Here is a 24,893-nt window from a genome sequence, read left to right as displayed (position 1 = left end):
CAATGTTATCTAGCTATTTTACCATTAGGCACCCTTATCTATCAAAGAACAATAGGTGAAATCATGACTAACCACATTGATAGTACACAGCAATTTCCTCTCGGATCTCAGTCTTTACCACTCGTTTTGATTTCACTGGAAAACTGGGAACTTATTCACCTTCACGGCGCCGACGCAGAAAAATACCTGCAAGGTCAAGTGACCGCGGATATTGCCACACTCACACAATCACACGCATTAACAGCACACTGTGATCCCAAAGGTAAGATGTGGAGTGACCTCCGCTTATTCCATCACTTAGATGGCTATTCCTATCTATTAAGAACTAGCGTTGCCGATTCACAACTCGCTGAACTGAAAAAATATGCTGTTTTCTCGAAAGTCACTTTTGAAAAGAAACCGGACCTAAAATTAATCGGGGTCGCAGGTAAAGGCGCTAGAGAAGCGCTGGCAACACTCTTTACTACATTACCAGACGACCAAAACCAAGTGGTTACTGACGGCGCTTCTACCATATTGCATTTTGCATTACCCACAGAGCGTTTTCTGGTGATCACAAGCGAAGAAACGGCACAAAAAATGGCTCAAACCTTGAGTGCTATTCAGGTCAATGATGAACAATGGCTAGCCCTTGATATCGAAGCTGGGTTTGCAGTTATCGATCAACAAAACAGTGCTCAACATTTACCTCAAGCAACCAATTTACAAGCCCTACCTCATGGTATTAGCTTTAAAAAAGGCTGTTATACCGGTCAAGAAATGGTTGCCCGTGCAAAATTCCGCGGTGCAAATAAACGTGCGATGTATACCTTAAAAGGCACAGGCACTACCATTCCTGCTATTGGTGAAGGTGTGGAATGGCAGCTTGGTGATAAATGGCGCCGTACAGGAACCGTGCTAGCGGCAATTCGCTTAGGTAGTGGCGAAATCTATGTACAAGTCATTATGAATAACGATATGGAAGCCGATAGCGTTTTCCGCGTTATGGGTGATGAGCAAAGTCATCTAACTATCGCACCATTACCTTATTCATTAGAAGAGAATTAATTGGAGTTTTTATGTCATCTGCATTAGGTAGCAAGCCCGTAGAGGTGGTTAATTTTGGGGCTTTTACCGAAGTCGTCCAATTTTTGATGGAATTAGATAAACTCAAAAGTGTTTATCGTAAAAATAAGTTATTGAACCGTGAACGCCAAGAAAATACAGCAGAACACAGTTGGCAATTTGCGGTTGCAGCCATGAGTTTTGCACCCTATGTACAAGGCGTTAATATCGAACATGCGATAAAACTTGCCCTTGTGCATGACATTGTTGAAATTGACGCAGGTGATGTATTGGTATTTGATAATGCCGCTCGTGATGCTATTCATGAAGAAGAAGTTAAAGCGGCTAAGCGTATTTTTAACTTACTGCCTAGCCCGCAAAATGAAACATTGCTAGCTTTATGGAATGAATATGATGCATTAGAAACCCCGGAATCTGTGTATGCGAATGCCATTGACCGAGCAATGCCAATGCTGATGAACCTGCACAATCAAGGGCAAAGCTGGGTCGAAAACCACATTCGTCTGGAACAAGTTCTCAGTAAATGTGATTATATTCAACAGATCCTACCTGAATTTTATCAACAACTTAAATTACAATTGGAGCTAGCTCAGCAAAAAGGCTGGTTGCTGTAATTGTCGCCCAAAGCGGCTGAAAAGCCGCTTCATTTAACGTTTTACACTCATCTAATCTAATATCTATTGCCCATAGTAAGATATACCTTTCACTAATTCATTATTTTAATTTAAATAATAAACCACTTTATATTTTTTAATAATTATTAATCTCGACTTATATAGAAATACCAATATTAATAACTTGCTAATTATTAATATCACTCCTATCTTTATCATTGAACATTTGCCTGTGAGGTTTAAAATGCAAAAATTCAATGAATATTCAAATCCTTACCTTTTACTACTAGATGTCCATTCACCCGCTATAGTTCAATTCAATAAATCAACTCGTCAAACAATCCCAATTATCGAAGAACTCGGTGGAACCCCTGACGGCATTGCTATTGACCCTGCTAATCGATTAATTTATTGGAGCAATATGGGGGATGATTATGAAGCTGACGATGGCTCCATCAATGTGATGAATTTTGATGGCACTGGCAGAAAAATGCTATTAGGCAATGGAAAAATAAGAACGCCAAAACAATTACATCTTGATATAGTGAATCAACGATTATATTGGTGTGACCGTGAAGGAGGTATGGTTTCATCGTGTAATATCGATGGTTCTAATTTATTCGTCCATGTAGCAAGACCCCGAGATAAACACAATAAAGTAGATATCTTAGACCAATGTGTTGGCATTACTGTTGATGTCGCAAATAATTGGCTCTACTGGACTCAAAAAGGAACCCCTAAAGGTAATTTAGGTCGTATCTTTAGGGTGCCATTAACGCCTAAAACCCAACAATCAGCCAATCAACGAAACGATATTCAATTGCTCCTTCAAGACCTACCCGAACCTATTGATTTATTGCTTGATGAAGAGACCCATATTTTATATTGGACAGATAGAGGCGCTGAGCCCGATGGTAATAGCTTAAATTGTGCCAATATTACTGCTGATGGATTAAGCCATTACAAGGTAATAAGCCGTGGTTTTAAAGAAGCAATTGGGCTGACATATGATAAACCAGCAAAACTGATGTATGTCGCCGACCTTAATGGAGGGGTTTACCAAGTCGTTATGGAAACAGGTGAAGTGGAAAAGCTATACCAAGGTAAAAATTATACGGGGATTTCACAATATTTAGGTTAGAAATATCCATAAATAAAGGCTTGATTTCAGTAAACTATCGAAATCAAGCCTAAAACATATTTAATTCACACTATTTAATGAAAGGTGTGATTTATTCCTACATATAATCTTCAATCGGTACGCACGAACAGTGTAGGTGACGGTCCCCATACACATCATCAAGGCGTTTTACCGCAGGCCAATATTTATTCGCTTTCGTTTGTTCAGTAGGGAATACGGCAAGCTCACGGCTATAACTATGAGGCCACTCCCCTGCTAACTCTGTTTGCACATGAGGCGAATTCACTAATGGGTTATCTTCTAACGTCCATTGGCCTTTCACTACTTGGTCAATTTCATCACGGATAGCTAACATAGCATCAATGAACCGATCAATTTCCGTAATACTTTCAGACTCTGTCGGCTCAATCATTAATGTTCCCGCCACAGGGAAAGACATGGTTGGTGCATGGAAACCATAATCAATCAAACGCTTAGCAATATCCAGTTCACTGATACCCGTGTCTTTTTTAATCGGACGTAAATCGACAATACACTCATGAGCCACATAGCCTTCTTGCCCTGTATATAAAATGTCATAACGACCAGAAAGACGCTTAGCAATATAGTTAGCATTTAAAATGGCAACTTGGCTGGCTTTGCGTAAGCCATAAGAGCCCATCATACGAATATACATCCAGCTAATTGGCAAAATTGATGCACTACCAAATGGGGCGGCTGATACCGCACCTTGGTCAGTTAACATTTCTTGCTCAACCACAGAGTGCCCCGGTACGAACGGTGCTAAGTGCTTTTTCACACCAATAGGCCCCATACCTGGGCCACCACCGCCATGAGGAATACAGAATGTTTTATGTAAATTTAGGTGAGAAACATCCGCACCAATAAAGCCTGGAGTTGTTAACCCAACCTGAGCATTCATATTTGCGCCATCAAGGTATACTTGGCCGCCATATTGGTGAATAATTTCACACACTTCACGAATACTTTCTTCATATACCCCGTGGGTTGATGGGTAAGTTACCATCACACAAGAAAGAGCTTCGCTATGTTGCTGGGCTTTTTCACGTAAATCAGTTAAGTCGATATTACCTTCATCATCACAACGCACTACCACCACTTCCATACCTGCCATATGCGCAGAAGCTGGATTAGTACCGTGAGCAGAAGCTGGGATCAAACAAATATTTCTCTCCCCTTCATTGCGACTTTCATGGTAACGACGAATAGCTAATAAACCTGCATATTCACCTTGAGCCCCTGAGTTAGGTTGCATACAAACCGCATCATAACCGGTCAATTGTACTAACCAATGAGAAAGCTGTTCTATCATTTGATGATAACCTTGCGCCTGCTCAGGTGGACAAAACGGATGTAGCTCGCCAAATTCAGGCCAGGTAATTGGGATCATTTCCGCAGCCGCATTAAGCTTCATGGTACAAGAACCGAGTGGGATCATAGCTTGGTTTAATGCTAAATCTTTGCGCTCTAAGCTATGCATGTAGCGCATCATTTCGGTTTCACTGTGGTAACGATGAAAGTTGGGATGAACTAAAATTTCATCATCACGTCTCATCGTGTTTGGAATTGCTTGTTCTGTCGCGGAAACTGACTGATCTAGTTTTTCAAAATCCAGCTTAGTTTCGACACCGGTGATCACTGCAAACAATTCATTTAAATCTTGACGGGTCGTGATTTCACTAAAAGTCACACCGACTGCACCACGAATGTCAGTGCGTAAATTCACTTTGGCTTTTTCAGCACGCGCTAGCACTGCTGTTTTGTCTGCGACTTCAATGCAAAGTGTATCAAACCAAGTTTTATGGCGTGATACGAAACCTGCATCTGCTAATGCCTTGGCAAAAATAGAGCTAAAGCGATGAATGCGCTCTGCAATTATTTTCAGCCCTTTTGGTCCATGATAAACCGCATACATGGCTGCAATATTGGCTAACAGCACTTGGGATGTACAAATATTCGAGTTCGCTTTTTCACGGCGAATATGCTGCTCACGGGTTTGCATCGCCATACGTAGTGCAGTATTACCTGCCGCATCACGAGACACACCGATAATACGTCCCGGCATTGCCCGTTTAAATTCGTCACGACACGCAAAAAATGCCGCATGAGGTCCACCATAACCCATGGGAACACCAAAACGTTGCGCAGAACCGAAGACAATATCCGCCCCTTGCTTACCCGGTGCGGTCAGTAATACTAGTGCCATCATATCTGCAGCAACACAGCTGACAATTTTACGCTCTTTTAGCTGAGCAAAGAGCGCGCTGTAGTCATGGACATTACCTGTCGAGCCAACCTGCTGAAGTAACACACCAAAAACACCTTCGTGTTCCAATGCTTTCTCTGCGCTATCCACAATCACTTCAAAACCAAAAGTACCCGCACGCGTGCGAACGACATCTAGCGTTTGCGGATGAACATCATCTGCTACAAAAAAGCGTTCTGCATCTTTCAGTTTGCTGATCCGTTTTGCCATTGCCATAGCTTCAGCCGCAGCAGTGGCTTCATCTAATAACGACGCAGAGGCAAGGTCTAAACCAGTAAGGTCGATAGTTACCTGTTGAAAATTCAATAATGATTCTAAACGACCTTGTGACACCTCCGGTTGGTATGGCGTATAAGCGGTATACCAACCCGGGTTTTCTAATAAATTACGCAAAATAACCGGCGGAAGCACTGCAGGCGCATACCCCATACCAATGTAGCTTTTGTAGCGCTTATTGAGTGACGCTATCGCTTTTAATTCAGCTAAGGCTTCTTGCTCAGTTGCTCCCCCACCCACTCTTGGTGGCTCTGCAAGCAAAATGGCTTTAGGGACAATTTTGTCCATCAAAGTATCTAATGACGTTGCACCCACGGTGTCTAACATGGTTTTTAATTGTTGTTCTGATGAACCAATGTGGCGCGAAATGAATTCTGAACGGTTTTCTAATTGACTCAGTGACATCGACATATCTGTGTTCCCATCCTTTGTCTGCTATGCATAAGTTGTAGGGCGATTATTACGGAACTTGCGAGATAACGCTTAAAATCAATGATATTGCTGCTTGTTTCTTGTTTCTTACTAATTATATTTTATCAATCCTCTAAATAGCTCATCTCATGGCTATCACTAAAAAGTGTTTATTCTAAATAGGTTGCGTTGTGGCTAGGCGGCAAACGTAGACAATCTTGGGGGACATACACAAGTATGTGACCCGAGTTGTTGAGTGCATCCACCCATAAAACAAGCGTATTAATAAATCCTATAAATAGTTCATCTTGTGGCTAGGCGGCAAACGAATAAGACCCTAGGAGCATACATCAGTATGTGACTAGGGCGAATGAGCGAAGCCAACGCCGCCACAAGAAGAAATATGACTAGGATTTTATTCTTCGGCTTCGATCATAGAGGTATAACCCGCCGCATCAATTAAATCCGCCAGCTCTGCGGTATCGGATGCTTTAATACGGAAAATCCAGCCTTCTTGGTATGGCTGTTCGTTCACAAGTTCTGGCGCATCATTCAGTTCGCCATTAACCGCCACAATTTCGCCACTCAGAGGAGCGTAAATATCGGATGCCGCTTTAACTGACTCGACGACTGCAACGTCATCACCTGCACTTACTGCAGTACCTACTTCGGGTAAATCAACAAACACCATGTCACCTAACGTTTCTTGCGCATGTTCGGTGATACCAACCGTAAACTCACCATTACCTTCATCGCGCAGCCACTCATGTTCACGGGTGTACATTAATTCTTTAGGTGTATTGCTCATCATTAGCCTCTCAATTTTTAAATTTATTAATTAGATTCGCCCAAATTACACTAAGCATTTTCCTTCACGGACAAAGCCCGGTTTAACGACGTCAACTGGCATCTCTCTTTGTCTGATTTCAACAATTGCTTTGCCTTGAATTCCGTTCGGGACACGCGCTAACGCAATACTAAAGCCAAGGGTTGGCGAGAAAGAGCCACTGGTTATCACCCCTTCTTGTAGTTTCCCAAGTTCATCAGTAAAGCGGACAACTTGCCCCGCACGCAGTATACCTTTTTCACGCATCACAATACCGACAAGTTTTTCAGTACCTTGTTCGCGTAATTTTTCCAATGCTTCACGGCCAATAAATTGGCGATCTTCAGGTTTCCAAGCGATCGTCCAGCCCATATTCGCGGCAAGGGGAGAAATGCTTTCATCCATATCTTGCCCATATAGGTTCATACCGGCTTCAAGGCGTAAGGTATCACGTGCCCCTAAGCCCGCAGGGTGAACTCCAGACTTAAGCAGTTTATGCCAAAATTCAACGACCTGCTCTTTAGGCAGGGCAATTTCATAACCTTTTTCACCAGTATACCCAGTGGTTGCGATGAACAAATCCCCTGCTTGAACACCATAAAATGGTTTCATTCCTTCAATAGCACTGTTTTGTTCCGCACTGAGTAATGAATGAACTTTTTCTGGCGCTTGTGGCCCTTGAACAGCCAATAGTGCTAAATCATCGCGAACACGAATTTCAACAGCATAGCCTTTAGCATGCTGCTCAATCCAAGCGAGGTCTTTATCACGTGTTGCTGAGTTGACGACGAGACGATAAAAGTCATCAGCGAGGTAATACACAATCAGGTCATCAATAACACCACCAGAAGCATTCAGCATACCTGTATATAAGGCTTTACCTTGCTCTGTAAGTTTATTGATATCGTTGGCGAGAAGATAACGCAGAAAATCACGACAGCCTTCGCCGTGTAAATCAACAATAGTCATATGGGAAACATCAAACATCCCTGCTTCGGTTCTGACAAAATTATGTTCATTGATCTGTGAACCATAATGCAACGGCATCATCCAACCATGAAAATCGACCATTTTTGCACCGCAGGCTATATGTTCATCATATAGTGTTGTTTGCTTTACCATGAATACCCTCTTTACATTATTAATATGACAGGGTGATTGCGTGGTGAAAATTACCCATCTGCAACAAAATCACGTGATAATTTTAATCCGACGCAAACGATAATTTTTTAAAAACCTACCACTGTTTGCGGTTCTATTCTATAAAAAAAAATAGGGCTACCATTCCTCTGTATTACTGATTGCGCTCTGATTTTGCCAGCGATTTTTGTTAAATAATTGAGAATGATCACTCAAAACCCTTACATTTAGAGTCTAATGGTGCAAAATATCACCAAAACTAGAATTTGAATGATGCCTTGATAAATAAAACCCACCATAGCAATATAAATAAAACTAATGCGAAAAATGAATATAATTAGTTTTTTTCAGTCATAGTTAAAAATAGCTGCGTGTTTTTAGGTATTCATACACACTAAATTGAGTCACTAAAAAGAAATAAAGAATATGGTTTGTTTTATCGAAAAATGATATTTGATAATAAAAAAATCAGCATAATTACTCATGAGATAACGTAAATAGTGTGAATATCAAAAGGATTAATATGCCAATTACCAATGAATACTCAAATTTTAATACAATAAATTTCAAGAACATCCGATATATGGAATCTGAGATCCCGAAAGAACATCTGCAATCTCATCAAGACTCATTTGTGACAGCGCTTAACGCAAATCACTTACCAACAGAAATACAAGAAAAGCCTTTATTTTTATTAATTAATAAATTAAAAAACTCAGATTCCATTAAAGGATCAAAAGAGTTAATTCAACAAATTAAATCAAAAGCAAAGGAATTAGCTGACGATATTCAAGACATGCGGGACACTTACTTTACTGTAGAGAATGAGGGTACCGATGAGGTTTATGGCCGACTGGTAGATGGGTACACCGATGTGGACCGTGATAAATACATCCGGGCACTGGTTCACTACAAAAATGCAGATAATCAATTGAACTTGCTAGATCTCCCACATAAATTATCAATTAAGGAAATACTAGCGCCTCATCATAGTGTGCAAGTATACGGTGATTGGGAAGCGCTTAATAAACTGCAAAATAAAGGCTCAGTAAGCTTACCTAACTTAACCTATAATCGCTGTGACACCCAGTTCGGTTAACTTAGTTAGGGCAAATGTACTGAAAGGGCAAGCAATATCCTTGTTCATCACTAAGCTAAGGGCTCATTATAGCCCTTAGATAATTAAACATACATGGCTCAATCGTTTGATTCTACTTGTTGGAGCTGTTCCAGCCACTTAGGCATATCAAACAGCCCCATCGCATGGTTCAATAATTGAGGTTTAACCCCCGGTAAGCTATCCGCTAATACTAACCCAATATCACGCAGCAACTTCTTCGCAGGGTTATTACCATCGAATAATTCACGGAAGCCTTGCATACCAGCTAACATCAACGCTGCACTGTGCTTACGGCTACGCTCATAGTCACGCAAGTATAAATATTGACCAAAGTCTTTGCCTTCACGGTGCAAACGTTTAATTTCACCAATCAGCATAGCGACATCCATAAAACCAAGGTTAACCCCTTGGCCCGCTAATGGATGGATGGTATGAGCCGCATCCCCTAACAACGCTAAACGTTGCGCCGCAAATTGCCTTGCATAGCGTCCAGTTAATGGAATAGTTAATCGATCACTTTCCACTTGGCAAAGACCAAGACGAATATCAAATGCAACTGCCAATTCTTTATTAAAATCAGTAGGTTCTAAAGACTGGCGCCTTGCTGCTTCGGTGGCTGGCTGAGACCAGACAATCGAGCAAAGATGCGGGTCACTTAATGGTAAAAACGCCAAAATACCTTTACCATCAAAAGCTTGGCGAGCAACACCTTCGTGAGGTTTTTCAGTTCGGACCGTAGCAACTAACGCGGTATGTTCATAATCCCAAAAGGTTAATGGGATATCCGCATGACTACGCAACCACGAGTTTGCCCCGTCAGCCCCCACAATTAACCGTGCTGTTAACATGTTTTCATCATCTAACGTAATAAAAACATCATTTTCTCCCCACACTACTTTTTTAATCGTTGCGGGTGCTAATAATGTCACATCGCGAAGCTGCGACGCCTTTTGCCATAGTGCATCACGTACGACATTATTTTCAACAATATGCCCTAAATGCGTTAAGTTGCGCTCTTGAGCGGTAAAAGTAATACGCCCAAAACTATCGTTATCCCAAACTTCCATGCCATTATATGCAGAAGCTCGCATTCCTTTAATCGTTGACCAAACACCTAAATAGGACAGTAACTTTTCACTTGCCGCATTAATAGCTGATACCCTTAATGCGTGCGGTTCTGCTGCACTAAATGGTACCTTAGGTGGATGATTCTCAATTACTGCAACACGTAGCCCACTCCCCTCAAGCCCACAAGCGAGTGCTAACCCAACCATACCACCACCGGCGATAACCACATCAAATGATTGCATATTCTTTATTCCTCTTTATTTCGTGGTTATTGGTGTGCAACCCAACCCAATGTTTGGCGAGCCAAAACATCACGAGCTGGCGGTAACATTTCCATTGCCATTAAACCTAAGTTACGCCCAACAATAAGCGGTAAACAGCGATTCGCAAATAAACGAACCAAACCGTCGGTTATCGTAACCGTTTTGTCTCTATCTAACGCCCGAGCTTGCTGGTATTGGCTTAGGAGTGAATAACGTCCAATATCTTGCCCCTTCGCGTCTGCATTTACCACCATGTGAGCCAATTGCATCACATCACGGATACCTAAATTAAAACCTTGCCCCGCAATAGGATGCAAAGTCTGAGCGGCATTTCCAACTAACACAACTCGATGACTGACTGGGTTAAGTGCTTTACGCAATACCAGTGGATAGCAATGGCGCTTACCTGCCATGACGATTTCACCTAACCGCCAGCCAAACGCTTGCTGTAATTTATCCATAAATGTCGCATCATCCCAAGCCCTGATGGTGTCTGCTTGCTCTTGTTGATGACACCAAACCAATGAACTACGGCCTTGTGACATCGGCAATAGTGCTAATGGGCCAAATTCAGTAAAACGTTCAAAAGCTTGGCCCTGCGGGTCAATGGCGGTTTTCACATTCGCGATAATAGCCACTTGCCCATAGTCATCCTGTTGCCATTGCATATGGCAGGCTTTACCTATCGCGGAATGGCTACCATCAGCAGCAATCAGTAATTCCCCGGTTACCTTATCGCCATTATCCAAGGTGACCGTAACGATATCTTGTTCACGATGAACATTTTCTACTTTTGCAGGGCAATAAAGGGTAACTCCAGGGGCTTTACGTAACAACGAAAACAGGCGGGCGCCAGCTTCGTGCAATTCAATGACATTGCCTAGAGCGTCGATATGATAATCATCGGCAGCAATGTTTACAAAACCAGCATGGCCTCTATCAGACACATGAACGTGATTAATGGGGGTCACACAATCTGCTAAAGCAGGCCAGACACCTATTTTTGCTAACGATTGGCAAGTACCGTGGGCTAACGCAATCGCACGTGCGTCGAACCCGGGATGTTTACCATCTGGCAAAGCTGCCTCGATTAATGAAACCGATAATTTTCCTTGGCTAAGGGATGATATCGCCAGTGCTAATGTTGCACCCGCCATACCGCCCCCCACGATGATCACATTCATGCGTTGTTTATTACCTTTCTATGATGACTGACATCTACCCTAAATTGTGCGTTGCTGCTGCCATTAGGGCTTCAATTTCATCAGGGTCTTTCACGACTAAGTCTGTTAAGTTTTCATTTCCGTTTTCGGTGATCACAATATCATCTTCGATACGTACACCAATTCCGCGATATTGCGGTGGCACATCGGCATCTGGAGCAATATACAAACCAGGCTCGACAGTTAATACCATTCCAACTTCAAGCACACGATCCCGGTCTGTACCGTAAAAACCTACGTCATGTACATCTAACCCTAACCAATGACTTAAACCATGCATAAAGAATGGCTGATATGCTTTGTTTTCGATCAATTGATCCACATCGCCTTGTAAAATTCCAAGTGCAACGAGGCCTTCAGTTTTGATACGAACAATTTCACGAGTCACCTCATGGATGCTGGTTCCCGGACGATATAGCTCTAACGCGGTATTTAATGCTTTGAGGACGATATCGTAAATTTCACGTTGTGCTTGGCTAAATTTACCATTAACTGGGAAAGTACGTGTGATATCCCCTGCATAACCTTCAAACTCTGCACCCGCATCAATTAAGACTAATTCGCCATCCTTCATTAGGCTCTCATTTTCGGTGTAATGCAAAATACAGGCATTTTCACCACTGCCCACAATAGAGTTGTACGAAGGAAAACGTGCACCATGGCGAGTAAATTCGTGCTCTAACTCACCACAAAGTTGATATTCATACATATTAGGTCGGCAAGTTTCCATGGCTCTGACGTGTGCTAGAGCAGAAATTCGCCCAGCCATACGCAGGGTGTTAATTTCTTCTTCCGACTTAAATAAGCGCATTTCATGGACAATCGGCCGCCAATCTACCAATGTTTGTGGTGCTCGTAAGTTACGACGGCTGCCTTTACGTAAAATATCTAAGGCATCAAATAGCAATTTATCGGCATAGGCAAACTCACCCTGAGCATGATAAACCACGTCGAGGCCATTTAATAATTGATAAAGCTGCTCTTCTATTTCATTGAAAGGTAACGCTTTATCAATACCTAACTTCTCAGGAGCAGCATCTTGCCCAAGGCGGCGACCAAACCAAATCTCAGCAGTTAAATCACGAACACGGTTAAAAAGAACAGTATGGCTATGTTTTTCATCGCTCTTAATCAGGACTAATACAGCTTCAGGCTCACTAAACCCCGTCAAATAAAGGAAATCACTGTGTTGACGATACGGGTATTCGCAATCCGCATTACGCTGCGCAGGAGGCGCTGAAAAAATAATTGCTGCACTGCCTGATTGCATTTGAGCCAATAATGCATTGCGACGAGAAATAAATTCCTGTTTATTCATACCGTTTTTGCCTTATCATCAGAATAATTAGATTGCTGAATATATTGCTTGTGTTTAACCAATCACATACAACATACACTGGCGAAATGACTTAAAACTGGATACATCCCGTTTTCAAGCACTTAATTTTATCAGTAATAAATTATTCATCGACAAAGTTAAGTGGCTTTGAAAACGCACATTAATAGAAATTAATGAAGAACGGGCTTATCATTTTCCACTGCCGTTGGGCCTTTAGTTGGCTCAATCAATGCAATGTAACATAATTGTACCGCCACCCTGACATACTCAATCACTTCTTCTAGCGCTTGCTCAAGTTCTTCTTGGTCTTCGTCTTCATCATAACCAAGCATACCAATATTGCGTAAATCGGTGATAACTTCGCTTATCTCTTTTTTATCAGCCAATTTCGGTTGTGTAACTCCAAGTCCTAATAAAAAGTGATTAACCCAACCAGCCAGTGCATCAGCATGGTCAAAAACAGAAGCGTCTTCGTCAGGGAATAGCATGGCAAATGCAAACTCGCTGTCATCAAGTGCTTCAAATGTGGTATCAAAAAGTTCTCGCAGTGGCTGTGCAACAGTTTGAGGGAAAGCTAAACCATCGTTAGCAAGGTCATGGACTAACGTTTGCCAGCTATGGTCACGGCCCCCACCACAGATCAACCCGGTTATTAGACCATGGATTTCCGCAGCAGTAAGTGCGATTGAGTGCTGTTGCAGGAGTTTGTCCAGTGATTCATAGTTTGGTAAAGATTTTTGTATAGACATCTGAATTCGTCATGTTAGCTTATGATTCGTGATATGCTACCATCAAGGATAGCCGCTAGACCAGTATGCTTTTGTCTTATCTATTAATTGCGCCAAATATGATGTATTTACGGCGAGTATTATTCAGTATGGAGGTATCATGTCCGCACAACCTGTCGACATCCAGATTTTCGGGCGCTCAATGCGAGTCAACTGCCCATCAGAACAAAAAGAAGCCCTTCTTGAGTCGGCTAAAGAATTAGAACAACGCTTGCAAAATCTGAAAGATAGAAGCGGTGTCACCAATATGGAACAGCTTATTTTTATCGTAGCATTGAACGTCTGTCACGAATTAGCACAAGAAAAGACAAAAACGCGTGATTATGCTTATAATATGGAAGAGAAAATAAAAATGTTGCAGCACACAATCGAACAAGCGTTGCACGATCAGGTGAAAATTACTGAGAGGCAGGTATTGCCCCTAGAGTAAATCTGCTTATTAATCAGACACTAGTAGAAAAAAATATACAAAATTAAGGTTGCATTTTAAATCTAGTTTCGTACAATGAAATCACTGAGTAACGATAAGTTCTCAAACCAAATTTCTCTGAGATGCGCGTGAGTGGGCGAGTCCCCTGAGCCGATATTTCAACTAAATAGAATGTGGTTATGGCGCTGGTGAGCATGCCTGATTCGCTCAGGAAGCCTAAAGGTTGCTAAACTGCGTTCACCTTGAACCAAGGGTTCAAGGGTTACAGCCTACAACGGCATCTTGGAGACCCTCAATTAAGTTTCTGCTTATTTTTCATTTGTTTTCTACATAACCGTTCATCTTACGATATACTCTAAGTAATATAATTACTGGATTAACTGTTTTTATCGTATTTATAACAGGTTATCACATGCAAGATTCTCTCTCGACACAACGCCAGCTGGTACGTCAAACTATCCGTCAGGCACGCCGCCAACTAAGCCTTGAACAACAACAAAGTGCCGCTGAGCAAGTCATGCATAACGCATTACACCACCCGAAAATTGTACAAGCCAATAATATTGCTCTGTTTCTTTCTTTTGATGGGGAAATTAACACAAAGCCGCTTATTCATGCACTTTGGGCTCAAGGTAAGCAAGTGTACCTTCCTGTTTTACATCCTTTTAGTCGTCACCATTTGCTGTTTCTTCACTATCGTCCAGATAGCCAACTTGTTAAAAACCGATTTCATATTGATGAGCCACCACTTGATGTCAGAGATGTGCTACCACTCGAAAAACTGGATATCATGCTTATCCCATTAGTGGCATTTGATACTCAAGGGCAACGGTTAGGTATGGGAGGTGGGTTCTATGATAGAACTCTAGCAAATTGGCAACAAACCGGTTTTTATCCAATTGGCCTTGCCCATAATTGCCAGCAAGTCGAAAAGCTCCCTATCGCACACTGGGATATTCCCTTACCCGAAATTATTACGCCGCAAAAAATATGGCGCTGGTCATAAATACCCGCGCCATTATTTCACTCAATTTTTAGCGTAGTTTAGAATAATAAACGCGCACGAATGGTGCCTGGCAAGTCTTTTAATTTCTGAAGCGCTTCATCTGTTTGGTTTGGCGTTTGCATTAATACGTCAATAACCACATAACCTACATTACCTGATGTACGTAAATACTGGCCGACAACGTTAATATTATTTTCCGTGAATACTTGGTTAATACTATTCAGAATACCTGGACGGTTTTCATGAATATGCAAGAAACGGTTTGTATCTTCAGTATGCACTGGCAGAGAAACTTCAGGGAAATTAACCGCAGATAAGGTTGAACCATTATCTGAGTATTTCGCCAACTTACTTGCCACTTCTAGTCCAATATTTTCTTGAGCTTCTTCTGTAGACCCCCCAATGTGCGGCGTTAAAATCACATTGTCGAACTTAATCAATTCAGAGATAAATGGGTCATTAGGGTCATTATTTGCAGCAGGCTCGCTTGGGAAGACATCCACCGCTGCACCGGATAAATGCTTGCTTTCTAACGCTTCAGCCAGTGAAGGAATATCAACCACCGTTCCGCGTGATGCGTTAATGAAAATAGAGCCGGGTTTCATACGGTCAAATTGTTCTTTAGCAAACATATTTTTCGTACTTGGTGTTTCAGGTACATGTAAGCTCACAACATCGCTCATATTCAGCAGTTCAGTTAAAGAACGAACTTGTGTTGCGTTACCTAAAGGTAGTTTGTTTTCAATATCATAAAAGAAAACATTCATACCGATACCTTCAGCTAAGATCCCTAACTGAGTACCAATGTGACCATATCCAACAATACCAAGGCGCTTACCACGCGCTTCAAAACAGCCTTTAGCTTGTTTTTCCCAAATACCGCGGTGTGCTTGCATATTGGCTTCAGGAATGCGACGCAGTAAAAGTAATAACTGGCCTAATACCATTTCTGCAACAGAACGTGTATTCGAAAATGGTGCGTTAAAAACAGGAATACCGCGCTTTGCAGCGGCATCTAAATCAACTTGATTGGTGCCGATACAAAAGCAACCTACTGCAACGAGTTTTTCTGCTGCAGCGAAAATTTCTTCAGTAAGATGAGTACGGGAACGGATACCTACAAAACGTGCATCTTTAATCGCTTCTTTTAATTCTTCGTCGGATAACGCACTTTTGTGATATTCAATATTGGTGTAGCCCGCGGCTTTTAAGTTATCAACCGCACTTTGGTGCACACCTTCTAGCAGTAAAAATTTAATTTTGTCTTTTTGCAAAGATACCTTAACCATTTCCCTACCCTATCGTGAACGTACTTAAGATTTATAACAGATGAACATATGTGTTTGCCTAACATAGCTCAAGAGAGATGACATCTATCTACCTTGAGCTATGAGCGTATACCAACATAGCAAAAAATAGCGCAGTAGCAATACAACCGTTTGCTTAATGGGTACTAAAAAGCGCGAAGAAAAAGAAGTTAAATGGTAGAAAATCAGGGGCGGTAACACAAAATAAGGATTTTTCCTGCACAATGCCTATTTGTGTGAGATATATCACCAAAATAGCTCGATATAAAAAAAATAAAATAAATTTCAAATTGATGATATTTATAAAACTGGTTAATTAATTTAGCGTTTATCAGCTCATAAACTAATTGCAAAATATTAGTAAAACAAAAAAGCCAGTGAGTATAATGCCACTGGCTTATTAGAATAATTGAATACGATAGAGATTATAACTTGATGGTTTTAACGCCTTCGTTTGCAGTTCCCATCAAAACGACGTCTGCGCCACGATTCGCGAACAACCCAACAGTCACGACACCCGCAATTCCGTTAATGGTATTTTCGAGTGCCACAGGGTCAACGATATTTAAATTATGGACATCTAAAATGACATTGCCGTTATCTGTAATTACATTTTGACGGTACTCTGGTGTACCACCCAGTTTAACCAATTCACGTGCCACATAGCTACGTGCCATTGGGATCACTTCAACAGGCAGTGGGAATTTACCCAACACATCAACTAGCTTAGATTGGTCAACGATACAGACAAAGGTTTTTGCAATTGCAGAAACAATTTTTTCACGTGTTAATGCGGCACCACCTCCTTTGATCATATTCATGTGGTGGTCAACCTCATCAGCACCATCAACATAAACATCTAATGAATCTACTTCATTACAATCAAATACCGTAATACCCAATGATTTTAATTTTTGAGTTGATGCTTCTGAACTTGATACTGCGCCTTCTATTTGACCTTTCATTGTTGCTAATGCATCAATGAAGTGTGAAGCCGTTGAACCCGTTCCAACACCAACGATAGTGCCCGGTTTTACGTAATCAAGTGCTGCCCAACCTACCGCTTTTTTTAATTCGTCCTGAGTCATGCTCATGCCTTTTAAGATTTAATTGAGTCGTGATTAAGGTTATTAATAACTAGTATATACCGGACACCCAATAAGTTGCAGCCTTGTTCGTTGTATTTGTGTCATGGTTATTGGGATTTACGCCACAACAATAATATTTTTAAGTGTTGCGTGTAAAAATATGGCATAGTGCTTGGTAGAATAACAACAAGGAGATCTTTTTGATGAAGCGCCCTGACTATCGCGCATTACAAGCACTGGATGCCGTTATCCGTGAACGCGGCTTTGAGCGCGCAGCTCAAAAGCTCTGCATCACGCAATCTGCTGTTTCACAACGCATAAAGCAGTTAGAAAATCTGTTTGGGCAGCCATTACTTGTGCGTACCGTTCCGCCACACCCAACTGAACAAGGGCAAAAATTACTAGCACTGCTTCATCAAGTCGAATTATTAGAAGAGCAATGGTTAGGTGATGAAAATAGTGGCTCCACCCCGTTGTTACTTTCACTTGCCGTCAACGCCGACAGCTTGGCAACTTGGTTTCTTCCAGCCCTAAACCCTGTATTAGGCAATAGCCCTATTCGGTTAAATATTCAGGTTGAAGATGAAACACGAACCCAAGAACGTTTAAGACGCGGTGAAGTGGTAGGCGCTATCAGTATTCAACCTCAAGCCTTACCTGGTTGCTTAGTCGATAAACTTGGCGCACTGGACTATATTTTTGTCGCATCACCCGGCTTTGCGGCAAAATATTTTCCCGATGGCGTTACTCGCTCTTCGTTATTAAAAGCACCTGCGGTTGCTTTCGACCATTTAGATGATATGCACCAAGCCTTTGTTCAACAAAACTTTGGCTTGTCGCCGGGTAGTGTCCCATGCCATATCGTGAACTCCTCGGAGGCCTTTGTGCAGTTAGCGAAACAAGGTTCGACCTGCTGTATGATCCCACATTTGCAGATAGCCAGTGAATTGGCGAATGGTGAATTGGTTGATTTAACTCCAGGGTTATGCCAACGACGCATGCTTTACTGGCACCGCTTCGCACCTGAAAGCCGCACAATGAAAAATGTGACTGACGCCCTATTAAAAACTGGGCGCCAGATGTTAAAACAAGAAGATGAACCAACAGCAAAAAGCTAGCGTTTTAATTCAAATACCACATCGACTTGGTCATTAAAATCAATACTCTGTTGTTCATAGGTTTCATCAATCTTGAGGTCTTGAGCAACAGAGGCTTTCATTGCCCCGCCGTAATTTCTTGCAGCGATTGGATATGGCACCGCCGCTGGCGCATTATAGTTAATGCTATACACTGGGCCTAACTGAACATTAAAGCCTTTCGCTAAGATATTGGCTTGTTCCGTCGCATTTTTAATCGCTTGAGACCGTGCTTCATCACGATACTGCTGCGGGTTAGCCACACCAAACTGTACTGAATTTATTTCATTGAGACCCGCAGCTAAAGCGCCGTCTAACAAGACATTAAGTTGGTCTAATTTCTTCACTTTCACTTCAACAGAACGTGTTGCCGTGTAGCCTTCGATAGTTGATTTTTGTTTCACACTGCTATAATCATATTTAGGCTGAGTTCGGACATTTGCTGCGTTAATATCTTGTTTTTCAATACCATTTTTCTTAAGAAACTCAAAATACTCTGCAACTCGCTTATCGACCCCAGCTTTTGCCGCTGCCGCATCTTTTGCAGTAACTTCCACCAAAATATTCAGCGTCGCCATGTCTGGAGCCGCCTTCACGATTGCGTTACCCGAAGTAGTAATGTGTGGACCATTCGGTAACGGGTCAGCCAATGATATGGTCGGAACCGTAGCACCTGCTACCATCGCAGCTAAAACTAAAGATTTTAATTTCACAGAACCTCCCAAGACAATTATTTATCGCTAAAAAAGGGATAATTAGTAATAAACTATCCCTGAGCTCAATTTAACAGTAACACATGGAACAAAAAGTACAGTCAGAATAATGAGAAATTGAACGTTATTGCTTGTCTGTTGAAGATATATTGTTATTGAGAAAGAAAACCGAGCCCTTTAAGCCCCTGTATAGCGAGTTGAAATGCAATAAACCACATCACGCTACCGACAAAAACATTAATAATGCGCTGTGAACGCGGTTTATTTAACACGGGTGAAAACCAAGCAGCAAGTATTGCTAACGCAAAAAACCACACAAAGGAAGCTGTTAAAGCACCCGCCGTAAACCAAGGTCTCAGCTGGCTTTCTAATTGGCCTCCCACACTGCCCAAGACAACGAAGGTGTCTAAATAAACATGAGGGTTCAACCAAGTGACAGCAAACAATGTGACAATCACTTTCCATCTCGTGATAGCTCGGTTTTCCGTTTGAAGTATTACCTCATCAGGGCTAAAGGCAGTACGAAACGCACCATAGCCATACCACATAAGAAATGCTACACCAGCCCATGTAATCAACTGCATTAATATTTCAGACTGGCTTAATAAAGCACTCCCACCAAAAACACCCGCGACAATTAAAGCGGTATCACTTAATGCACATAATAATGCGCTCATTAAATGAAACTGCTTTCGGCTGCCTTGCTGCAAGACAAAAGCATTCTGTGGACCTAAAGGTAATATCATTGCGGCACCTAACAGTGCACCCTGTAAATAGATTGAAAACATGCATTAATTCCGGTTTTTTATTCAATTAATATGCATGAATATTAATGAGAAAAAATCATTAGTGGAAATGATTAAGTCTAATAGGTCATAAGCATCACTTATAACTAAAAACAATTCAGTAAGAAGAATAGAGGTGTGAGAAATGAAAAGAGCCCATCAAAGACAGGCTCTTATTTTTAATGATACTGCTAAATATTACTCTGCAGGATCTTGTTTGATAGACGTATTTTGTTTATGAACATGAACATCCATTTGTGGGAATGGAATGCCAATATTATGTTTATCCAATGCTCGCTTAAACTCCTCAAGCAAATCCCAATACACCGGCCATGCATCACCATTGGTGGTCCAAAAACGTACTAAATAATTTAATGAGGATGGCGCCATATCATGTAAACGGATAGTCACGCCTTTAGCATGCTGAATACGGCTATCCGCAGCGACGATATCCCCTAAAACTTTTTTCACCACATCAATATCAGAATCGTAAGCAACACCAACAATAATATCTTGGCGGCGATTAGGCTCACGACTGGTATTAATAATGTTATCGGCAATTATCTTTCCATTAGGAATAACAATAATACGGTCATCTGCCGTTCTTAGCGTCGTTGAAAATATTTGTACATTTTGCACTGTGCCTTCAACTGCACCAATCGAGACATATTCTCCCGCTTTTAGTGGTCTAAATACCACCAGCAAAACACCTGCTGCAAAGTTACCCAGTGAGTTCTGTAACGCTAAGCCAACCGCTAAACCGGCCGCACCCATTACCGCAATCACAGAGGCAGTTTGTACGCCAATTTTCCCTAATACAGCAATTAAGGTGAACGCAACAATGGTATAGCGTGCAATCGCCGATAAAAAGTCACTGACTGTTGAATCAATGCCCTTCATGGTCATCACGCGATGTAAACCACGTCCGACCCATTTTGCAATCATCATCCCGACAATCAAGATAACGATAGCAGACACGATATTCACAACATACTGAACTAACAGATCTTGGTTTGCCACAAACCAATTCGTTGCATCATTCAACGCGCCTGTAACATCATCAGTATTCATATATATGCCCTTTAGGATCCAATTATCAATATTAATCCCAGCCAATTAATCTTTAACAAAGCGTTTAATGGCTGGCCGCACACTGCAAATAATAGCGGTGATTTATTGAAACACAAAACAAATCACTAAATAAAATTATTTTATCTATTTTCTACAACAAAAATACGATAATCTTTTAACATTAATAAGAAGTCATCAATACCGCAAAATGCAACACTTTCATTATCATAATAACTCATTCCTTCTTCCAACCCTTCTGTTTCAAATGATAGTTGGTTGGCACGGATCATCACTTCTTCATCATCAAGCAATAATGTATATTCGTGACCAATAAGCTCCCATTGTTTTTCACTACCTTTAATTTTTTCATAATTTTCTTCAATAGCATCTAACAGACTAAGGTTATTTTTAACCTCTTCATTAAGCCAATATCCAATAGCCTCATGATCCATCGAGAATTTAGCGGAGATAGCTCCGGTGATATCTTGGAAAAATTGGTAGTCCATATGCAGTCCCTCACTCTTGCGTTATTGAACCTAGTATAACGCGAGTCAAACCGCTTTGTTGAGAGGTATTACCACCAGAAAAAATAAAACGGAGTAAAGCATCGGTTTCAGCACATAAATCATATGATTCATTTACTATTAAATAGGCAAATAACTAAAATAGTCATAGTTCAAGCATAGGAGCCATAATGATCAATCGCTTAGACCATATAGTGCTAACCACAACCAACCTTGATGCCTGCATTGACTTCTACCAACGCGTATTAAAAATGGAAGTTGTTACCTTTGGTGAACAGCGCCACGCGCTAAGTTTCGGGCAACAAAAAATCAATATTCACCAATATGGAAAAGAATTCGAACCCAAAGCGCACTTGCCTGTGCCAGGCTCACTCGATTTATGCTTTATTAGTGATATACCGCTGTGTGACGTACAAAAACAGATTGAACAACAAGGTGTAAAAATTATCGAAGGACCAGTAAATCGTACTGGGGCAACTGGGGCGATCAGATCAATTTACATACGTGATATCGATTTAAATTTAATCGAAATTTCTGAATATATTTAACTAACTTATTAAGTTGAAGCAAAAAAGGCTCCTAAATCAGGAGCCTTCATGACTAATATTACCTGATTACACAGCTGTTTGGAAAATCACGCCATCCGCTTTTTCGGTATATTGTGATAATTGGTCAAAGTTCAAATAACGGTAGGTATCCGCTGCTGTTTCATCGACCTTATCCATAAATTGCAGATATTCTGCCGGCGTTGGTAAACGACCTAATAAGGAAGCGACCGCAGCCAGTTCTGCTGATGCGAGGTAAACATTCGCACCTGTCCCTAAACGGTTCGGGAAGTTACGTGTCGAAGTGGAAACAACCGTTGCACCATCTGCCACACGTGCTTGGTTACCCATACACAGAGAACAACCTGGGACTTCAATGCGTGCACCACTCTTGCCAAAGACGCTGTAATAACCTTCTTCGGTTAACTGTGCTGCGTCCATCTTAGTTGGAGGCGCAACCCATAAACGTGTTGGTAATTGGCCTTTGTGGGAATCCAATAACTTACCTGCTGCACGGAAGTGACCGATGTTTGTCATACAAGAACCGATGAAAACTTCATCAATTTTCTCGTTTTGAACATCAGATAATAAACGTGCGTCATCTGGGTCATTTGGTGCACACAGAATTGGCTCTTTGATATCATTGAGGTCAATTTCAATCACTGCTGCGTATTCCGCATCTGCATCACCTTCTAGCAGTTGTGGGTCCGCTAACCAGCTTTCCATTCCTTTGATACGGCGTTCGATAGTACGACGATCGCCATAACCTTCCGCTATCATCCATTTTAATAGAACGATATTCGATTGCAGGTATTCGATAATTGGCGCTTTATCCAATTTGATAGTACAACCCGCCGCTGAACGCTCAGCTGATGCATCTGCTAATTCAAACGCTTGTTCAACTTTCAGCTCAGGTAAGCCTTCAATTTCTAAGATACGGCCAGAGAAAATGTTTTTCTTACCTTTTTTCTCTACGGTCAGAAGGCCGTCTTTAATTGCATACAATGGAATTGCATGAACGAGGTCACGTAAAGTGATACCCGGCTGCATTTCACCTTTAAAGCGAACCAATACTGACTCAGGCATATCCAGTGGCATCACCCCTGTTGCCGCAGCAAATGCGACTAAACCTGAACCCGCTGGGAACGAAATACCAATTGGAAAACGCGTATGAGAGTCACCACCTGTACCTACAGTATCTGGCAGTAACATACGGTTTAACCATGAGTGGATAATACCATCGCCTGGACGCAGAGAAACACCGCCACGGTTCATGATGAAATCAGGTAAGGTGTGGTGTGTTGTCACATCAACAGGTTTAGGATACGCTGCGGTATGGCAGAATGACTGCATGACTAAATCTGCAGAGAACCCTAAGCAAGCCAAGTCTTTGAGTTCATCGCGGGTCATTGGGCCAGTTGTATCTTGTGAACCTACAGAGGTCATTTTCGGCTCACAATATTCGCCAGGGCGAATACCTGGACGACCGCAAGCACGACCAACCATTTTTTGAGCTAATGAGAAACCACGATTGCTTTGTGCAACGGATTTCGCGTGACGGAATACATCTGTCGCTTCTAAGCCCAGAGATTCACGTGCTTTGCTGGTTAAACCACGGCCGATAATCAGTGGAATACGACCACCTGCACGAACTTCGTCAATCAGCACATCTGTTTTTAATTCAAATGTTTCTAGCAGTTCACCCGTTTCGTGGTTACGAACTTCACCTTTAAATGGATAGATGTCTATCACATCACCCATATTCAGTTTAGAAACGTCCACTTCAATCGGTAATGCCCCCGCATCTTCCATTGTATTAAAGAAGATTGGTGCAATTTTGCCGCCTAATACCACCCCACCGCCACGTTTATTTGGTACAAATGGGATATCGTCACCCATAAACCACAGCACGGAGTTAGTCGCTGATTTACGAGAAGAACCGGTACCGACGACATCACCCACGTAAGCTAATGGGAAGCCTTTTTTATTCAGCGCATCGATTTGCTTGATTGGGCCAACATTGCCCGCATCGTCTGGTTCAATACCATCGCGTGCGTTTTTCAGCATCGCTAATGCGTGTAATGGGATATCTGGACGTGACCATGCATCAGGAGCTGGCGATAAGTCATCTGTGTTAGTTTCACCAGTCACTTTGAACACAGTAACTGTCATTTTTTCTGCTAGCGCAGGGCGCTCTTTGAACCACTCGGCATTTGCCCATGATTCAATAACTTGTTTCGCGTGAACATTTCCCGCTTTCGCTTTTTCTTCTACGTCGTAGAAGTTATCAAACATCAGTAAGGTGTGGGAAAGTGCTTTAGCGGCGATTGGTGCTAGTTTTTCGTCATCCAACGCTTCAATCAGTGCGTGGATGTTATATCCGCCCTGCATGGTACCTAACAGTTCAATGGCTTTTTCAGGGGAGATAAGAGGGGAGGAAGTTTCGCCTTTAGCTATCGCGGCTAAAAATCCAGCTTTTACGTACGCTGCTTCGTCAACACCAGGGGGGACGCGGTTGGTCAGCAGATCTAACAGGAAATCTTCTTCACCTTTGGGTGGGTTTTTGAGTAACTCTACCAGTGCAGCTACTTGTGACGCATCTAATGGCTTAGGGACAATCCCTTGAGCGGCACGCTCGGCTACGTGCTTACGGTATTCTTCTAGCACGACGTTCTCCTCGCTTCTTTGTTATTTATATACCCGGCTGTCTGCACCATACTGACAAAA

Annotated in this window: 22 protein-coding genes and 1 other RNA gene; 9 read left to right on the top strand and 14 right to left on the bottom strand. The window is 41.9% G+C overall.

All coding sequences use genetic code 11. The annotated features are described in order from the left end of the window. Positions 1–63: 63 nt before the first annotated feature. The 3 genes from ygfZ to ACU696_RS08620 all read left to right on the top strand — a co-directional run bounded on the left by ygfZ (position 64) and on the right by ACU696_RS08620 (position 2,820). Positions 64–1,047, top strand: coding sequence for a tRNA-modifying protein YgfZ (ygfZ, locus tag ACU696_RS08630; RefSeq protein WP_004913041.1), 984 nt, complete (start codon positions 64–66; stop codon positions 1,045–1,047). A gap of 11 nt (positions 1,048–1,058) precedes the next feature. Then, positions 1,059–1,679 (top strand): HD domain-containing protein, encoded by a 621-nt coding sequence (locus tag ACU696_RS08625; protein ID WP_109912916.1) that lies wholly within the window; start codon positions 1,059–1,061, stop codon positions 1,677–1,679. Between the two features lie 244 nt (positions 1,680–1,923). Next, positions 1,924–2,820, top strand: a complete 897-nt coding sequence (locus ACU696_RS08620; protein WP_209101946.1) for a YncE family protein — start codon at positions 1,924–1,926, stop codon at positions 2,818–2,820. Positions 2,821–2,917: 97 nt separating this feature from the next. Here ACU696_RS08620 and gcvP read toward each other — a convergent pair whose 3' ends face one another. The 3 genes from gcvP to gcvT all read right to left on the bottom strand — a co-directional run bounded on the left by gcvP (position 2,918) and on the right by gcvT (position 7,742). Beyond that, positions 2,918–5,794, bottom strand: coding sequence for an aminomethyl-transferring glycine dehydrogenase (gene gcvP / locus ACU696_RS08615; protein WP_117162809.1), 2,877 nt, complete (start codon positions 5,792–5,794; stop codon positions 2,918–2,920). 415 nt (positions 5,795–6,209) lie between these two features. Beyond that, positions 6,210–6,602, bottom strand: coding sequence for a glycine cleavage system protein GcvH (gene gcvH / locus ACU696_RS08610; RefSeq protein ID WP_123382449.1), 393 nt, complete (start codon positions 6,600–6,602; stop codon positions 6,210–6,212). A gap of 45 nt (positions 6,603–6,647) precedes the next feature. Continuing rightward, complete coding sequence (gene gcvT, locus ACU696_RS08605) at positions 6,648–7,742, bottom strand: glycine cleavage system aminomethyltransferase GcvT (RefSeq protein ID WP_164528561.1); 1,095 nt, start codon at positions 7,740–7,742, stop codon at positions 6,648–6,650. A 541-nt stretch (positions 7,743–8,283) separates the two neighbouring features. On the opposite strand from gcvT, the gene ACU696_RS08600 reads away from it, so the two are divergent. After that, on the top strand, positions 8,284–8,859 hold the full coding sequence (locus ACU696_RS08600; protein WP_196723716.1) for an NleF caspase inhibitor: 576 nt from the start codon (positions 8,284–8,286) through the stop codon (positions 8,857–8,859). A gap of 98 nt (positions 8,860–8,957) precedes the next feature. On the opposite strand, the gene ubiI is transcribed toward ACU696_RS08600, so the two are convergent. From ubiI to ACU696_RS08580, 4 genes are all read right to left on the bottom strand, one after another. After that, entirely contained in the window at positions 8,958–10,190 is a 1,233-nt protein-coding gene (gene ubiI, locus ACU696_RS08595; protein WP_109912921.1) for an FAD-dependent 2-octaprenylphenol hydroxylase, read from the bottom strand. A gap of 26 nt (positions 10,191–10,216) precedes the next feature. Continuing rightward, positions 10,217–11,395: a 2-octaprenyl-6-methoxyphenyl hydroxylase gene (gene ubiH, locus ACU696_RS08590; RefSeq protein WP_109912922.1), complete on the bottom strand. Its 1,179-nt coding sequence runs from the start codon at positions 11,393–11,395 to the stop codon at positions 10,217–10,219. A gap of 34 nt (positions 11,396–11,429) precedes the next feature. Beyond that, positions 11,430–12,752, bottom strand: coding sequence for a Xaa-Pro aminopeptidase (gene pepP, locus ACU696_RS08585; RefSeq protein WP_109912923.1), 1,323 nt, complete (start codon positions 12,750–12,752; stop codon positions 11,430–11,432). A 191-nt stretch (positions 12,753–12,943) separates the two neighbouring features. Continuing rightward, entirely contained in the window at positions 12,944–13,522 is a 579-nt protein-coding gene (locus ACU696_RS08580; protein WP_004913063.1) for a YecA/YgfB family protein, read from the bottom strand. Positions 13,523–13,661: 139 nt separating this feature from the next. Between ACU696_RS08580 and zapA the strand changes: the two genes are divergently transcribed. From zapA to ACU696_RS08565, 3 genes are all read left to right on the top strand, one after another. Further along, positions 13,662–13,991 (top strand): cell division protein ZapA, encoded by a 330-nt coding sequence (gene zapA / locus ACU696_RS08575; RefSeq protein WP_004913067.1) that lies wholly within the window; start codon positions 13,662–13,664, stop codon positions 13,989–13,991. 111 nt (positions 13,992–14,102) lie between these two features. Then, a non-coding RNA gene (gene ssrS / locus ACU696_RS08570) (6S RNA) lies at positions 14,103–14,284 on the top strand. 119 nt (positions 14,285–14,403) lie between these two features. Continuing rightward, positions 14,404–14,997 (top strand): 5-formyltetrahydrofolate cyclo-ligase, encoded by a 594-nt coding sequence (locus tag ACU696_RS08565; RefSeq protein ID WP_004913070.1) that lies wholly within the window; start codon positions 14,404–14,406, stop codon positions 14,995–14,997. Between the two features lie 38 nt (positions 14,998–15,035). On the opposite strand, the gene serA is transcribed toward ACU696_RS08565, so the two are convergent. Next, positions 15,036–16,286, bottom strand: a complete 1,251-nt coding sequence (gene serA / locus ACU696_RS08560) for a phosphoglycerate dehydrogenase (protein ID WP_004913072.1) — start codon at positions 16,284–16,286, stop codon at positions 15,036–15,038. A 443-nt stretch (positions 16,287–16,729) separates the two neighbouring features. Next, positions 16,730–17,392, bottom strand: coding sequence for a ribose-5-phosphate isomerase RpiA (rpiA, locus tag ACU696_RS08555; protein ID WP_102137421.1), 663 nt, complete (start codon positions 17,390–17,392; stop codon positions 16,730–16,732). Positions 17,393–17,595: 203 nt separating this feature from the next. Between rpiA and ACU696_RS08550 the strand changes: the two genes are divergently transcribed. Continuing rightward, positions 17,596–18,510: a LysR family transcriptional regulator ArgP gene (locus tag ACU696_RS08550; protein ID WP_164528559.1), complete on the top strand. Its 915-nt coding sequence runs from the start codon at positions 17,596–17,598 to the stop codon at positions 18,508–18,510. On the opposite strand, the gene ACU696_RS08545 is transcribed toward ACU696_RS08550, so the two are convergent. From ACU696_RS08545 to ACU696_RS08530, 4 genes are all read right to left on the bottom strand, one after another. Next, the gene (locus ACU696_RS08545; protein ID WP_004913082.1) at positions 18,507–19,241 is read right to left on the bottom strand and encodes an oxidative stress defense protein; all 735 of its coding nucleotides are present in this window, start codon (positions 19,239–19,241) and stop codon (positions 18,507–18,509) included. The two genes, ACU696_RS08550 and ACU696_RS08545, sit on opposite strands and share 4 nt — an antisense overlap. Before the next feature lie 152 nt (positions 19,242–19,393). Continuing rightward, positions 19,394–20,029, bottom strand: a complete 636-nt coding sequence (gene argO / locus ACU696_RS08540; protein ID WP_209101942.1) for an arginine exporter ArgO — start codon at positions 20,027–20,029, stop codon at positions 19,394–19,396. 195 nt (positions 20,030–20,224) lie between these two features. Beyond that, positions 20,225–21,097, bottom strand: a complete 873-nt coding sequence (gene mscS, locus ACU696_RS08535; RefSeq protein ID WP_004913087.1) for a small-conductance mechanosensitive channel MscS — start codon at positions 21,095–21,097, stop codon at positions 20,225–20,227. 140 nt (positions 21,098–21,237) lie between these two features. Then, the gene (locus ACU696_RS08530; RefSeq protein WP_447343060.1) at positions 21,238–21,603 is read right to left on the bottom strand and encodes a UPF0231 family protein; all 366 of its coding nucleotides are present in this window, start codon (positions 21,601–21,603) and stop codon (positions 21,238–21,240) included. A gap of 188 nt (positions 21,604–21,791) precedes the next feature. Here ACU696_RS08530 and ACU696_RS08525 point away from each other — a divergent pair, with 188 nt between their 5' ends. Next, positions 21,792–22,169: a VOC family protein gene (locus tag ACU696_RS08525; protein ID WP_109912927.1), complete on the top strand. Its 378-nt coding sequence runs from the start codon at positions 21,792–21,794 to the stop codon at positions 22,167–22,169. A gap of 66 nt (positions 22,170–22,235) precedes the next feature. On the opposite strand, the gene acnB is transcribed toward ACU696_RS08525, so the two are convergent. After that, entirely contained in the window at positions 22,236–24,833 is a 2,598-nt protein-coding gene (gene acnB, locus ACU696_RS08520; RefSeq protein WP_123382314.1) for a bifunctional aconitate hydratase 2/2-methylisocitrate dehydratase, read from the bottom strand. Positions 24,834–24,893 lie beyond the last annotated feature (60 nt).

Source organism: Providencia sp. PROV_01, assembly GCF_053098325.1.
The sequence above is the reverse complement of the archived record's forward strand: the minus strand, read 5'-3'. Positions and strand labels throughout refer to the sequence as shown.